Below are 15,069 nucleotides of genomic sequence, written 5' to 3'. Positions count from 1 at the left end.
GAATATAAAGAAAACGTTTTCTTTATATTTTGGAAAAGGAGGAGGATAAGATAGCTAGTCCTATTTTTATTTTATATGAGTGATTGCCTTTATTAATTTTATTGTTTGAAAATTTATATGGGGGTGTACAAATGAAGAAGATAATTTCCGTTTTATCTGTATTTTTAATAGGTTTATTAGTTCTCTCAGGATGCGAATCTGATAAGGAAACATCCTCTAATGTGGATGAAAATGGAATAAAAACTTTTACTGCATTTATGGCTGTCCCTGGTAAGGAATTACCGGATGATAATAGAATGATGAATAAAATCGCTGAAAAAATAGGCGCGAAAGCAGATGTTACGTGGTTAACAGGACAAACCGCCTCTGAACGAATCGGTGTAATGATTGCAGGAGGAGAATATCCAGATTTTATTGATGGATCAGATGGGACAGCAGCGTTAATTAATGCGGGTGCATTAGTTCCGTTAGAAGACTATTTAGATGATTATCCAAATATTAAAAATTTGTATACGGATGCTCAATGGAATCAAATTAGGAATGAAGATGGTCATATATATATTATTCCTCAATTTGGCGTCGTTAAAGGGGAGAATATGGCGGTTAACCATAATGATCAAGCATTCTGGATTCAAAAGCGAGTTTTGGAATGGGCTGATTATCCTGACATCACGACATTAGAAGAATATTTCGACCTAATTGAAGGCTACCTTAAAGAAAATCCGACATTAGCTGATGGACAGAAGAATATTGGGTTTTCCATTTTGTCTGATGATTGGCGATACTTCTGTTTAGAAAATCCGCCGCAATTTTTAGCTGGTTATCCGAATGACGGAGCCGCAGTTATTGATCCTGTAACAAAGCAAGCAAAAGTGTATGATAAAATCCCTGAAGCAAAAGAATATTACAAAATATTAAGTGAGAAATTTGCGAATGGAATAATTGATCCAGAGACTTTTACGATGTCTTATGACCAATACATTGCAAAAATTTCTTCTGGGCGTGTATTAGGAATGGTTGATCAACATTGGCAATTTCAGGATGCTGAAAATTCACTTAAGTCTCAAGGCTTAGATGATCTTACTTATGTCCCGCTTGATTTAGTCTTAGATAAAAATGTTACCCCGCAATATTTTAGCCCACCAACATTAAATGTTGCAAATGGTCTTGGCATTAGCATTAGTAATAAGGATGTTGAGGGATCCTTAAAGTTCTTAAATGACTTACTTGATCCAGAGATTATGGTTATGAGAACTTGGGGAGAAAAAGGTGTTGATTATGAAGTAGATGATAAAGGTGTATTCTATCGTACAGAAGAACAGCGTAAAAACGCAAAAGATCAGAATTATGTAACAAATAATTTTTCTGATTATAATTATTTTCCGACATACACTGGAATGATGGAGGACGGAATAAATGCTGTTTCTCCAAGGGAGCAGCCAGATGAATTCTATGCAACGTTATCTGATTTGGATAGAAAGATTCTTGATGCTTATGGCTATAAAAAATGGACTGATTTCTTAACACCAGTGGAAGAAAATTCACCGTGGTATCCTATCTATTCAGCGACAAATGGATGGACGGCAAGCACACCAGAAGGAATTTCCAAAGAAAAAATGACAGAAGTAAAGCAGCAGTGGTTACCAAAAGTTATTATGACCTCACCAGATAAGTTTGAAAGTGCTTGGAATGATTATATGGATGCATACAATTCTCAAGTGGATGTAAAAGCATATGAAGATGCCTTAACAAAGGAAGTACAACGAAGAATCGAAGTGGCTGAATCTACTAATTAAAAAAACTGGAAATATTAAACGGAATATTGGGAATACGGTCTCCACTCCAAATGAAGGGCGTTTTCCCAACCCTTTTCGTTTTAATGAAAGGTGTGATAAAAGGTGCAACAGGAGAAACCAGTAGTATTAGAGACTGTCGTTCAGCCATCTCCCAAAAAGGTAAGTTCTTTAAAAAAATTATTTAAGAAATGTAGAGAACAAAAGGAATTAGTGTTATTATCTATCCCTTTTGTTATTTATGCATTAATTTTTTATTATGCACCCCTAAGTGGCTGGTTAATGGCTTTTCAAAATTATCGACCAGGTAGAGGATTATTGGAACAAGAATGGGTGGGGTTAAGTAATTTTAAATTTCTCTTTTCCGATCCAACATTTATTAATGTAGTCCGTAATACGTTAGCAATGAGTATGATAAACCTAGTGCTAGGATTCATTTTTTCCATTGGATTTGCACTTCTATTAAATGAGGTAAGAAATAAAACGATCAAAAAGTTTATGCAAACAGTATCTTATCTTCCTCACTTTTTATCCTGGATTATCGTTACAGGAATCGTAATGGAAGTATTGTCTCCTGAAACCGGCATTATTAATCAGTTATTGCTATTTTTTGGCATAATTGATGCACCCATTAACTTTTTTGCAGACCCGAAATACTTCTGGTGGATTGTAGGATTTGCAAATGTATGGAAATCAACTGGATGGGGAAGCATCATTTATTTAGCAGCAATGGCATCAATTAATGAGGAACAATATGAGGCTGCATCTATTGATGGGGCAAATCGCTTAAGAAGAATTTGGCATGTAACGTTGCCAGGTATTAAGCCTACTATCTTTATACTCTTGTTAATTAATATTGGAAATATATTAAATGCTGGATTTGAAGTTCAATATCTACTAGGAAATGGATTGGTCCAAGGAGTATCGCAAACCATCGATATCTTTGTTTTAAAATATGGAATTAGCTTAAATAACTATTCATTAGCAACAGCTGCTGGAATATTTAATGGAATAATTAGTCTTACCTTAATCTTCATTGCCAATCACTTAGCGAAAGTAGCAGGAGAAGAAAGATTATTTTAAAGGAGGATCGAGAGCGATGAAAAAGGTCTATTATTCAGATGTTCTTTTTGATATTTTAAAATGGATTTTTTTACTGTTTTTTATTCTTGCAACCTTGTACCCAATTTTAAACACATTAGCAGTTTCCTTTAATGATGGATTAGATTCTATTAAAGGAGGAATCTATCTATTTCCAAGAGAATTAACACTTGAAAACTATATAACTGTATTAAAAAAAGATACGCTTATCCAAGCTTCCATAATTACTGTTGCGAGAACGGTCATTGCAACTATCGTTCAATTATTCCTGACAGCTCTTTTAGCGTATATATTAAGTAGAAAGGAATTTGTATTTAGAAAGTCTATTACATTGCTCTATATCTTTACTATGTATTTAAATGCGGGATTGATTCCGAATTATCTTTTGATGAGTAAATTAGGATTGTTAAATAGCTTTTGGGTATATATTATTCCAGGAATGATAAGTGCTTTTAATATGTTGGTTATCCGTACGTATATTAATGGATTACCGGAAAGTTTAGTGGAATCTGCCAAAATGGATGGTGCATCCCATTTTAGAATTTTCATAAGTATAATTATGCCACTATGTAAACCAGTTTTAGCAACAGTTGCGTTATTTATAGCAGTATACCAATGGAACTCTTGGTTCGATGCCATGCTATACAACGGATTTAATGATCGATTGACCACGTTACAATATGAATTAATGAAACTGCTTTCTTCTGTGACAAGCCAAGGTGCAAATGTAGATTCTATGAAAAACTCATCTTCTATGGTTACTCCTACATCGATACGGGCGGCAACCACAATTATTACGGCATTACCGATTGTTTGTCTTTATCCCTTCTTACAAAAGTATTTTATGAGTGGACTAACAATAGGTGGAGTAAAAGAATAAAGACGTTAAAAATAAATGATGGAGGTGAACTGCCTTACTATCAGGAAGTGATAGTTCGGTAGATTAATATGGGAACAGCATTTCAGACGGGGGAATATACTAATTTATTTAAAAAATATGGTTACCAGAAAGAGGAAATTAACGATCGTTTAGCACTCATTTGGCAAACATTATTTTTTGGAAAGGAAGATGAACGTATTTATTATGAAACGGACAACCAGATGGGATATGTGATGGATACGGGGAATAACGATGTAAGGACAGAAGGTATGTCTTATGCAATGATGTTAAGTGTGCAATTAGATCAAAAGGAAGTATTTGATCGGTTGTGGAAATGGACAAAAACGTATATGTGGATGGATTCTGGACTTCACGCTAACTACTTTGCATGGTCTGTTTCACCTGAAGGAGTGAAAAATGCTTATGGACCAGCTCCAGATGGAGAAGAATTTTTCGCAATGGCATTATTTTTTGCTTCGCATCGCTGGGGAGATGGAGACGGAATCTTTGAGTATTCAAAAGAAGCGAAAGATATTCTCCACTATTGTATCCATAAAGGAGAAAACAATGATGGTTTCCCAATGTGGAATCCTGAAAATAAGCTTATCAAGTTTATTCCAGAAGTAGAATACTCTGATCCTTCCTATCATTTACCGCACTTTTATGAGCTCTTTTCCTTATGGGCAAATGAAGAAGATCGTGACTTTTGGAAGGGAGCAGCTGAAGCGAGTAGATGCTATTTGCTAAAGGCCTGCCATCCAGTTACGGGGCTTACGGCAGAATACGCTGATTATGATGGAAACCCTTATTATGACAGTGAGCATTTCTATTTTTATAGTGATTCGTATCGAGTAGCGGCTAATATTGGTCTTGATTATGAATGGTTTGGCAAAGATGAAGATTTAAGAAATTGTGTGGCAAAGATTCAAAAATTCTTTTGTGAAACAGTCAAAGGAGAAGAGGATTACGTTTATGCTATAGATGGAACAAAGGTGGAGCAGAGGGTATTACATCCCGTTGGATTATTGGCAACAAATGCAATGGGTTCCCTTGCAACAGAAGGAAAATTCGATTATGCGAGAGAATGTGTAGAGAAGTTTTGGGATACTCCACTTAGAACGGGAGATCGCAGATATTATGATAACTTTCTTTATAGCTTTGCGTTTTTGGCGTTAAGTGGAAATTATAGAATTTGGTAATGTTATTTTTGAAAGAAGGGATGATTAGCAAGTGCAGACTTTTCAGAATCCAATTTTAAAAGGATTTTCGCCAGATCCATCTATTTGTGTAGTTGGAGACAATTATTATTTGGTCACTTCTACTTTTTCTTATTTTCCTGGTGTGCCGATTTATCATAGTAAGGACCTTGTTAACTGGGAGTTAATCGGAAATATACTGGACCGAAAATCGCAGCTTCCTCTATCAGATGTTACACATTCTCAAGGGATATTTGCCCCATCCATTAGATACAATAATGGAACTTTCTATATGATAACTACGAATGTTCCAAAGGGTGGAAATTTTATTGTGACAGCAACAGATCCAAGAGGACCTTGGTCAGATCCTTATTATTTAGAAGGAGCAGAAGGAATCGATCCAAGTCTATTCTTTGATACAGATGGAAAATGCTATTATGTGGGGACAAGACCTAATCCAAAAGGTGTTCGATACAATGGAGATTGGGAGGTGTGGTTACAGGAATTAGATCCAAACTCTATGAAGTTGATAGGGGTTAGTACAAAACTTTGGAAAGGCGCTCTAAGAGATGCAATATGGCCAGAAGGACCACATTTATATAAGCGGAATGGATATTATTATTTAATGATTGCAGAAGGCGGCACTTCATTTGAACATTGTGTCACGATTGCAAGAAGTGAGAAAATTGATGGTCCTTATATAGGAAATCCATGTAATCCTATTCTTACACATAGACATCTTGGGCGTGATTATCCTATATGTAACGTTGGGCATGGCGACTTAGTGGAGACACCAGATGGGCTATGGTATATGACTTGTCTTGCAAGCCGTATTTTTGATGGGCACAGCAACTTAGGAAGAGAGACATTTCTAGCAGAAGTAGTCTGGGAGAATGATTGGCCAGTTGTTAATCCAGGTTTAGGAAGGTTAGCGCAAGAGCAGATGCACAAGCTGCCACCTTTTCCATTAGAAACGGTAAATACCCGAATTCCGTTCGAGCAACCTTTAGATAAGCGATTATTATTTTTAAGAAATCCTGATATAGAAAAGTATGTTTTTAATGAAAAAGACGGTTGGTTAAGAATGTACGCTTCATCGCATACGATCGCAGATATTGCATCTCCTTCTTATATAGGTGTTAGGCAACAATCCATGTGGTATACGCTTAAAACAAAGCTGAATTTTATTCCTCAACAAAATGGGGATGAAGCTGGGCTTGTTATTCTTCAAAATGATCGTTACTCTATTCGCTTTGTATCGGGATTATTTGAAGGGAAAAGAGAACTGAGAGTGATAACAAATTATAATGGGGAAGATAAGCTGGAAAATCGTATAGTAGAGGATTCTAGTAATCTAATTTTGAAAATACATGGAGATTGTCAAAATCTACATTTCTATTATTCACAAGAAGATGGAAAGGATATAGAAGTGGCGAAGAATATAGACGCACATATCTTAAGTACGGAGGTAGCAGGGGGATTTGTTGGATGTACAATGGGAGTTTATGTAACTAGTAAATCGGAATTAATAAACAGTTGTTATGCAGACTTTCAATGGTTGGAGCAAGTAAATGAGGAAGTAGAATTTGCATATAACAGAAAAGGTGAAACTGTATGAACAGATTAATGAATGGAATATATATGAGAAGATTGACAAAGGTAGCCAATTTATTATATTTAAGTATTCTATGGACAGTATTCTCGTTACCTATCATTACGATTGGGGCTTCAACGGCTGCATTGTATTATGCAGCCCATCATGCTGTTAGAGAGGATGAGGGATATATATTTCAGCAGTTTTGGAAAGCGATGAAAAATAGCTTTAAACAGGCTACTATTACTTGGTTATTTTTTGCAACTGCCATTTCTGTGTTTTATTACAATAGCCTGTTTTTAGGGGCAAAAGCAAATGGAAGTGTTGTAACTATAATAGGGCAAACCATGTTTCTTCTTTTTATCCCTTTGGCATGTTGTTGCTTTATCTATGCTATCTCCTATATAGCGAGGTTTCAATCCCCATTAAAAATTGTTTGGAAAAATGCAGCCATTTTAGCCATTAGCCATTTGCCTAAATCTTTATTTCTATTAATACTTCTTATGTTATTCGTATTTAGTATATGGTTATTACCAATATTAGTTGTAATCCTTCCTGCTTTTTTCTCCTATATGATAAGTCGCTATATGGAAAATATATTTTCTAGTTATTTACAAGAGAAAGAATAGGAGATTGTGGATATGCAGCAGGAGGATTGAGCGCTGTTTATAAATGAATCTCCAAGAATATAGCAATATAGATGGCAAGGATTCATGATTTTATGGGAAAATCTCTATATACTAATAGTGAATAAATGGTAGAATATAAAATATAGAATACGCTTACAACCTATATGATATTTATATAAGGTTCTCTAGTTCAATATTTCTTCTGATTACAACAGATGATAGCCTTTAGCTTTACTTTTTGCGTGGAGCTTGGTTTGGAAGGATGGGAAAAGAACTTGCTTGCTTTGCTTCTGAATAACATCAAAATAAAGAAAAAAATGTTCCTAATCTATCTATTAGCTGTAGTGATTCCTATCGTTCTTACCAATTTAGTCATTATTCATTCCATTCGAGAAAATGAGAATATCCAAAAAAATAAATCGATGGAAATTACGATAGAACGGCTGAAGTATCATCTTAATGAGAGTTTAAACGAAATTACGGAAGTATCCAATTATATTAGTAGAGATTTAAATATCAATGAATTTCTTCAAAAAAAGTATAAGGATAATGTAGATTATTATAGTGACTATATTTCGCTTGTTCAAGGAAATATCATTAATAATTTTTATGTATCGCAAGCTTTGGAAAGCATAGAAATATATACTACTAATCCAACTATTATTAACGGCGGGGTTTTTTGGGATTTGCGAGCGGTCGAGAATACGAATTGGTATAAAATTTACAAAGAGAATAATCAGAATATGATTTTATATCCTTATTATGAAGAGAATAAGCAGTTCCCTCCAAAGCTAGAATCGAATCGAACGATCAGTTTTATAAGAGAATTGCCAAATGGAAGCAATGGATATCAAAGTATTGTAAAAATAAATATTAATTATTATCGATTATTGGCAAATATCAAAAATGAAGATATAAGTAATAATATTGTAATAGCATATAATGATCAGGTTATTTTTAGTAATCATGGTTCGGAGAAGAAGAATACCATATTCCGTAAATTAGAATCAAATGAAAAATCCAGATTTAATCTTTCTGACTCTTTTCTAGCAATCAATGATCGTTGGGATATTTATATATCTAATAACCAAACTAATATTTTTGATTTAATTGAAAACAAGAAAACCGTACTCCTTGTATTAATCATCTTTAATTTTCTATTTCCCACACTTGTTATTTTACTTATTAATAAGTCTTTTCAAGATAGAATCGCTCTAACAGAGCAACATTTATTAAAAGTAGAGAAGGGGATATTCGAAAGAATCAATATCAATCAAGGAAAAGATGAAATAGGTGATTTAATAAGAAGCTATAATTTCATGGTGATAAAGATCGATGAATTATTGGGTGAAGTGTACAAAAAAGAAAGAGAACAGCAGAAAATAGAACTAGCAAAAACGAAAGCAGAGTTAAACGCACTTCAAAGTCAAGTGAATCCACATTTTCTTTATAATACTTTAGATAGTATTCGAATGAGGAACTTATTAAATGGTGATAGAGAAAGTGCAACAGTTATTAATGAATTAGCACAGTTATTTAGAAGAATGACCAAATGGAGCGACTCTTATTTTGTCACTGTAGAGGAAGAATTAGCGTATGTCCAAAGATACTTGAATATTCAAAAATACCGTTTTGTAGATAGATTAAACTTTTCTATCTATGTGGAAGAGGAATGCAAGACGTATTATATTCCAAAAATGCTGATCTTAACTTTTGTAGAGAATGCCTGTATTCATGGGATAGAGAAAAAGAAAAACGGAGGGGAGATTAGTATTATTGTCTCTACACAAAAAGATGCTATTTATATGGAGATTTTAGATAGTGGTGTTGGGATGGATGCAAAGAGATTAATGGAGATAAGAGAAGTCCTAGAGAAAAAGGATTTAACAACATCCAATTGGGAAGAAAGCACAGGAATCTTAAATGCCTATTTACGATTAAAAATGCATTATCAAGAGGAGGGGGAATTAGAAATTGAAAGTCAGAATTACACGGGAACAGAAGTGTACATTAAGTTGCCGATTATATAGTGAATGCTCTACAAAATATGACAAGGTCGGTGTTATTTGCTTTTCGTTTAGTGTTTCTTTCATCAATTCTTACTGAATGGGAAAAAGGTCATTTTTTAGGGGGAATAAATAATGTTAAAAGTCCTTATTGTTGATGATGAACCATATATTCGGGAGGGAATTAAAGTCATGATTGACTGGGGAAACTATGGTTTTGAAATTTGTTATGAAGCCGGAAATGGAGAAGATGCTCTTCAAATTATTCGAGACTATGAAGTTGACATTGTTTTTACTGACATAAAAATGCCTGTAATGGGCGGACTAGAACTAATTAAACAGGTAAAGCAGAACGTCGATAAGGAAATAAGATTTGTAATCTTAAGTGGATATTATGAATTTGAATATGCGAAGAAAGCTATTCAATATAGGGTCACTGATTACTTGTTAAAGCCAATACAGGAAGAGGAGTTAATCGATTTATTAGAAACCATTAACAAACGATTTATAGTACTAAAGAGAAAAGAAAAAGAGGAAGAAAAAAAGAACAAGGCAATTATTGATTATCATTTAAAAAATATTTTATATGATAAATTTACTTCAAAGGATATCGAGTTTATCAAAGGAAAGTATGGAAAATTTAAAAACTATACCTTCATTAATATAGATGTTGTACAAGGAAATAAGCAGGAAAGTGTTACGATAGATGAAAAGAAGGAATGGAGAAATGTGCTGTATAAAGTAATAGAAAAAATGGTGCAGGAAGAGAATTTTATTATTCTTTATGATATAGAAAATACAAATATGGAATACTCGGTAAGTGTTGTATGGCAATGCAATCGTTCGGAGGTTTATAGAGCGAATTATATAGAGAAGCTACAAAGAAGTTTACTTAGAGAAGTTCCGTTCAAGGTGAAAATGTATATCGGAAATACAGTAGAGAAAATAGAAGAAATAACTGATTCCTATAATAAAGTAGTTTTAGGAAAAGAATATGAATATTTTTACTGTGCAGATAAATCAATAATCTATTGTGATAATATACCGGCATTTACTATAGAGCAATATCACTTATCTCAAAAAACAATAAATCAATATATCGATAGTATTTCAGAAAATAATGAGAAAAAAATAAACGTTATCGTTAAAGAAATATACGATGAATTTCATCGGAAATGTTTGCACCCTCAACTAATAAAAAACAATCTTACTCTTTTGATTTATCAATTAACAGACTTATGGAATAAGAATAATAACCCGAATTTTTCTTATGATGAATCCCTCCTGTTTATTCATGATCAGAAGAATATTTTATCTGGAAAAATTTCGATGGATGAGTTTTTAACGTATTCCTTACATTTCGCAAACTATTTATATAGTATCAAGAATTATTCATCAAAAGACATTTTAGTTAAAATTGAAAGTGACATTGAAGAGCGCTATATGGAAAAATTGAGTTTGAGAAAATTAGGAGATAAATATAATATAAATAGTGTATATTTAGGCCAATTATTCAGTAAAAAATATGGGGTAGCGTTTAAAGACTACTTAAACGAATATAGGATAGAAAAGGCATGTCAGCTTTTAGAACAAACGGATGATCGGATTTATCAAATAGCTACGAATATAGGATTTCAGAATCCTGACTACTTTATAAAAAAGTTCCTACAGGTTAAGCAAGTGACACCTAGAAAATATCGTCTTATGTCTAGAAATATAAAGGAAGCGTGAAGGAACAAATGATAGAGATAGTTAAAAAAAGATTTAAACAAATAAAGGAGAAAGATTCCTTTTTGAACTATCCCCGCATTTATCTGTATGACATCAAAGCAGGGATAGTTCCTCTCAGGTAATTTTAAATAAAGCCATTATACCCGCTTGACCACATCATCAAATTCCCTGCGTGTTTTTGGATAGGGCTCTTTCGCACGATAACCGAATGCAACCATTACCGAAACTCCTAAATGGCCATCTTCTAAAAGGTCTTCTGCATCTAATAGTTGATTCATTTTCTCCATATTAAAGCCTTCAATTGGACAAGAATCGATGCCGATTTGGGCAGCAGCAGTCATCATATTTCCAAGCGCTATATACGTTTGCTTCGAAGCCCAGTCAAATAAAGCACGGTCGGTGTCTAAGTGGAAATCGTCCTTTTGGAATTCTTCGATACGTTCAATCATTTTTGGAATCACTTCATCAGGAAGCTTAGATACATTAGTAAACTGCTCTTTTAAATAGGCAGAATCATAGGCTGTATCTAATTTTGTCCTAGCTAATAAAATAACAAAATGGCTTGCTGCTGGAATTTTTGTATAAGCTCCCCAAGAAGATTGTTTAATTTTATCTAGCAAGTCTGGATTTTCAATCACTAGAAACTTCCAAGGCTCTGTCCCAAAGGAGCTCGGAGATAGTCTCCCCGTTTCTAAAATAAACTCCATGTCACTCTCTGAGACCTTCTTCTCCGGATCAAATTCCTTTGTAGCATGCCGAAAATGATAAGCATCAAGAATTTCTTTTTTTAACTCTTCTTTATTACGCATCCTATTGCTCCTTTCCTTATACCTATTTTGATTATCTGTACCCATTCCTTCTTTTAAGATAAGCAATTTAGGAATGAGTATAGCAAATGCTAGGGATACTTTCTAAGAATTTGTTTGGTTTTACATAGAACATTTCTTTATGATTGAAAACACTTACTTTAAAAATTTAGTAAAGAATCCGTCCTTTTTGTATAAAAAGAAGCAAAAATCACATATTATTTTCTTGACACTTCTAGATTCTCACATTAGTATTATGTAGACCAGTTGTTATAATTTTTTAAGAAGAGATGATTCTAATGAAAAAAGGCAACAATAAAAAGGAAGCAATTTTAACTACTGCGACGAAGCTGTTTCAACTTCAAGGATTTCACGCTACTGGGCTTAATCAAATAATTGATGAGAGTGGTGCACCAAAAGGCTCTTTATATTATCACTTTCCTAATGGGAAGGAAGAAATTGCTTTAGCAGCAATTAAGCGAATGCGGGAACTAGTCGTGGAGAAAATGAAAGCAGACTTATATGGCGGGGACACACCAGTGTCTGCATTTCAAGAACATGTTAATTCGATTGCAAATGAATTTGATCAAATGGGATGTAGTGCACTTGAAGGCTTGCAAATTAGTCTGATTGCTTCTGAAACAGCGTTGACTCATGAAACGCTGCGCTTGGCATGCGATGCTACTTTTACCGATTGGCAGGCGCTTTATACCAATCGGCTAGAGGATTTTGGCTTTGAAAAAGAGCTGGCAAAAGAGTTGGGTATTACGTTAAATGCAATGATAGAAGGTGGATGCATGCTTGCTCTAACGAATAAGAGTAGTAATCCGCTTCGTTGCATTTCGAACCAAATAGCAGTGCTGTTAAAACAGTAGTTTCTATGATTTTAAAGGAGGAAAAGGAATATGACAATGGATATTCCCGCTAAAGGCGAGGCAATGGGAAAAAGTGAGTTTAAGACGATTCCTATTATCGCATCTTTTTTAATTGCGGGCTTTGTTGGATTATTTAGTGAAACGGCACTGAATATGGCATTAAATACAATTATTACAGATTTTGCAATTAAAGAAACAACCGTACAATGGTTAACAACGGGATTTTTATTAACGCTTGGTATATTAGTTCCTGTATCTGGACTTATTTTACAATGGTTTACAACAAGGCAGTTATTTATTACTTCTCTTATCTTTTCCATTTCGGGGACGATAATAGGAGCAATTGCACCGACATTTGCTGTATTAATGATTGCTCGTATCGTTCAGGCAGTTGGAACAGCACTTTTATTACCGCTAATGTTTAACACAATTCTCGTATTAATTCCACCACATAATCGTGGAAAAGTAATGGGGATGATGGGGCTAGTAATTAGTTTTGCACCTGCGGTTGGACCAACCATTTCTGGTTTAATTCTTCGCTCTCTTACTTGGCATTGGATATTCTGGGTTTCCCTGCCATTATTAATTGTTGCACTTATTTTTGGTATTGTATTTATGCAAAATGTAACGACACCTACGAAGCCGAAGATAGATATCTTATCGATTATTCTATCGACGATTGGATTTGGTGGAATTGTTTATGGATTCAGTAATGCTGGAGAAGGCGGAGGCTGGGGAAGTCCAGTAGTAATTCTTTCTATAGGAATTGGACTTGTTGCTTTAATCGTTTTCGCTATCCGTCAAGTGAAAATGAAACAGCCGATGATGAATTTAAGTGCTTTTAAATACCCAATGTTTGTATTGGGACTATTACTTCTTGTGATTATTATGATGGTAATGCTTTCGTCCATGATCCTATTACCACTGTATTTACAAAACGTTCTAGCTTTAAGCACGTTTACAGCAGGATTACTACTATTGCCAGGTGGATTAATCAATGGATTCTTATCTCCTATTATGGGAAGCCTTTTTGATAAGTTTGGACCTAAATGGCTAGTTATTCCGGGTCTTGCGCTAGCAACTCTTTCCTTATTTGGATTCTCAACCATTGATATTGATACATCATCTGGTTTCATTATTGCTCTTCTGATTGTATTAATGATTGGAGTATCCATGGTAATGATGCCGGCACAAACAAATGGTCTCAACCAATTGCCGCCAGAATTGTATCCACATGGAACAGCGATTATGAATACATTGCAACAAGTCGGTGGTGCGATAGGAACGGCGATTGCGATTTCTTTATTAACTACCGGTTCAAGCAATTATTTAAGTAATGGTGCGGATATGACCAATCCATTAACTCCGTTGCTTGCTTTTACAGCAGGTGTTCAAAAATCATTTAGCTTTGCGATTATCGTTGCGATAATTGGCTTTGTTCTATCTTTCTTTATTAAACGTGTGAAAGTAGATCATCCATCACATTAATAAATGAAGCATTTGCAAAAATAAAAATCGATAGGAAGAACAGATCAGTGTATGTAAAAACAGATCTGATTCTTCTATCGATTTTTTTCATCTTTTAATTAAACCATTCCACCATTTACACGAATTGTCTGTCCAGTAATCCAGCGAGCGTCATCGCTTACTAGGAAGGCGACAACTTTGGCAATATCATCTGTTTCGCCAAAACGACCAAATGCATTAAGCCTTTTTAGGTTGTCTAATTGTTCAGCACTTTTGCCATTCATAAATAACTCTGTGTTTGTAGGACCAGGTGAAATAGTATTTATTGCAATATTTTTTGGCCCAAATTCCTTCGATAGCTGTCTTGTTATCTGTTCAACAGCCCCTTTTGTTGCAGCATACAGGCTGTATCCAGGGAACATCATCCCAGCTACAGAGGTGGAGAAATTAACGATTTTTCCATTTGGCTCCATATGTTTAAGAGCCTGCTGGCATGCAAAATAAGTGCCTTTCACATTGATAGAGAAATGGAGATCAAATTCTTCTTCTGTAACGTCATTTAAAGGGACAGTATGCATAATTCCTGCATTATTTACTAAAATGTCTATTTTTCCGAAATGATGAAGACTTTCTGTAAATAAACGTTCCACCTCTTTGATTTTGCTGACATCTGCTTGAACAGCTACTGCTACTCCACCGTTTTTCACGATTGTTGCGACAACTTCCTGTGCTTTCTCAACACTATTTGCATAATTAATAATCACCTTAGCTCCTAGTTGAGCCAGTTCTTCTGCTATACTGCTACCTATTCCTCTGGATGCACCAGTAATAATGGCAACTTTGTCTTTTAAGTGAGTCATATGATTCCTCCAGTAGTAATTATTTCTTTCATCCTTTAAGATGTCGTGATTTTATTATAAGTAAGCATGAAACAAGAGGGATAGAAGATTCATGTATAATCTTTGCCTAATTCTTCAAATAAGATGTAAAA

At 34.4% G+C, this 15,069-nt stretch carries 12 protein-coding genes; 10 read left to right on the top strand and 2 right to left on the bottom strand.

Going from position 1 to position 15,069, the window contains the following annotated elements; genetic code table 11:
- Positions 1-131: 131 nt before the first annotated feature.
- The 8 genes from NYE52_RS18980 (at position 132) to NYE52_RS18945 (ending at position 10,930) form a co-directional block, all read left to right on the top strand.
- On the top strand, positions 132-1,796 hold the full coding sequence (locus NYE52_RS18980; protein ID WP_341194494.1) for a sugar ABC transporter substrate-binding protein: 1,665 nt from the start codon (positions 132-134) through the stop codon (positions 1,794-1,796).
- A 102-nt stretch (positions 1,797-1,898) separates the two neighbouring features.
- Positions 1,899-2,876, top strand: a complete 978-nt coding sequence (locus tag NYE52_RS18975) for an ABC transporter permease (protein WP_341194493.1) — start codon at positions 1,899-1,901, stop codon at positions 2,874-2,876.
- Positions 2,877-2,892: 16 nt separating this feature from the next.
- Positions 2,893-3,774 (top strand): carbohydrate ABC transporter permease, encoded by an 882-nt coding sequence (locus NYE52_RS18970; protein WP_341194492.1) that lies wholly within the window; start codon positions 2,893-2,895, stop codon positions 3,772-3,774.
- A 68-nt stretch (positions 3,775-3,842) separates the two neighbouring features.
- A complete protein-coding gene (locus NYE52_RS18965) occupies positions 3,843-4,973 on the top strand; it encodes a glycosyl hydrolase family 8 (protein ID WP_341194491.1) in 1,131 nt (376 codons plus the stop codon).
- Between the two features lie 31 nt (positions 4,974-5,004).
- Positions 5,005-6,588, top strand: a complete 1,584-nt coding sequence (locus NYE52_RS18960) for a glycoside hydrolase family 43 protein (RefSeq protein ID WP_341194490.1) — start codon at positions 5,005-5,007, stop codon at positions 6,586-6,588.
- Positions 6,585-7,193: a YesL family protein gene (locus NYE52_RS18955; RefSeq protein WP_341194489.1), complete on the top strand. Its 609-nt coding sequence runs from the start codon at positions 6,585-6,587 to the stop codon at positions 7,191-7,193. The genes NYE52_RS18960 and NYE52_RS18955 overlap by 4 nt, the downstream gene beginning before the upstream one ends.
- A gap of 254 nt (positions 7,194-7,447) precedes the next feature.
- Positions 7,448-9,223: a sensor histidine kinase gene (locus tag NYE52_RS18950; protein ID WP_341194488.1), complete on the top strand. Its 1,776-nt coding sequence runs from the start codon at positions 7,448-7,450 to the stop codon at positions 9,221-9,223.
- A gap of 111 nt (positions 9,224-9,334) precedes the next feature.
- The gene (locus tag NYE52_RS18945; RefSeq protein ID WP_341194487.1) at positions 9,335-10,930 is read left to right on the top strand and encodes a response regulator; all 1,596 of its coding nucleotides are present in this window, start codon (positions 9,335-9,337) and stop codon (positions 10,928-10,930) included.
- A 137-nt stretch (positions 10,931-11,067) separates the two neighbouring features.
- Here the strand turns inward: NYE52_RS18945 and NYE52_RS18940 are convergent, their stop codons facing one another.
- Complete coding sequence (locus NYE52_RS18940) at positions 11,068-11,739, bottom strand: NAD(P)H-dependent oxidoreductase (RefSeq protein ID WP_341194486.1); 672 nt, start codon at positions 11,737-11,739, stop codon at positions 11,068-11,070.
- A gap of 296 nt (positions 11,740-12,035) precedes the next feature.
- Here NYE52_RS18940 and NYE52_RS18935 point away from each other — a divergent pair, with 296 nt between their 5' ends.
- Both NYE52_RS18935 and NYE52_RS18930 read left to right on the top strand, forming a co-directional pair.
- A complete protein-coding gene (locus NYE52_RS18935; protein ID WP_341194485.1) occupies positions 12,036-12,611 on the top strand; it encodes a TetR/AcrR family transcriptional regulator in 576 nt (191 codons plus the stop codon).
- 36 nt (positions 12,612-12,647) lie between these two features.
- The gene (locus tag NYE52_RS18930) at positions 12,648-14,099 is read left to right on the top strand and encodes a DHA2 family efflux MFS transporter permease subunit (RefSeq protein WP_445669152.1); all 1,452 of its coding nucleotides are present in this window, start codon (positions 12,648-12,650) and stop codon (positions 14,097-14,099) included.
- Positions 14,100-14,197: 98 nt separating this feature from the next.
- Here the strand turns inward: NYE52_RS18930 and NYE52_RS18925 are convergent, their stop codons facing one another.
- Positions 14,198-14,938, bottom strand: coding sequence for an SDR family oxidoreductase (locus NYE52_RS18925; protein ID WP_341194483.1), 741 nt, complete (start codon positions 14,936-14,938; stop codon positions 14,198-14,200).
- Positions 14,939-15,069: the final 131 nt, after the last annotated feature.

It is taken from the genome of Niallia sp. FSL W8-0635 (genome assembly GCF_038007965.1).
Lineage (GTDB): Bacteria > Bacillota > Bacilli > Bacillales > Cytobacillaceae > Niallia.
This window is presented reverse-complemented; position numbering and strand designations above follow the sequence as displayed.

What these genes read in the sequence shown, in the direction of transcription:
- NYE52_RS18980 (WP_341194494.1), top strand. Translation starts at nt 132, where the DNA reads ATGAAGAAGATAATTTCCGTTTTATCTGTATTTTTAATAGGTTTATTA.
- NYE52_RS18970 (WP_341194492.1), top strand. Translation starts at nt 2,893, where the DNA reads ATGAAAAAGGTCTATTATTCAGATGTTCTTTTTGATATTTTAAAATGG.
- NYE52_RS18965 (WP_341194491.1), top strand. Translation starts at nt 3,843, where the DNA reads ATGGGAACAGCATTTCAGACGGGGGAATATACTAATTTATTTAAAAAA.
- NYE52_RS18955 (WP_341194489.1), top strand. Translation starts at nt 6,585, where the DNA reads ATGAACAGATTAATGAATGGAATATATATGAGAAGATTGACAAAGGTA.
- NYE52_RS18945 (WP_341194487.1), top strand. Translation starts at nt 9,335, where the DNA reads ATGTTAAAAGTCCTTATTGTTGATGATGAACCATATATTCGGGAGGGA.
- NYE52_RS18940 (WP_341194486.1), bottom strand. Translation starts at nt 11,739, where the DNA reads ATGCGTAATAAAGAAGAGTTAAAAAAAGAAATTCTTGATGCTTATCAT.
- NYE52_RS18935 (WP_341194485.1), top strand. Translation starts at nt 12,036, where the DNA reads ATGAAAAAAGGCAACAATAAAAAGGAAGCAATTTTAACTACTGCGACG.
- NYE52_RS18930 (WP_445669152.1), top strand. Translation starts at nt 12,648, where the DNA reads ATGGATATTCCCGCTAAAGGCGAGGCAATGGGAAAAAGTGAGTTTAAG.
- NYE52_RS18925 (WP_341194483.1), bottom strand. Translation starts at nt 14,938, where the DNA reads ATGACTCACTTAAAAGACAAAGTTGCCATTATTACTGGTGCATCCAGA.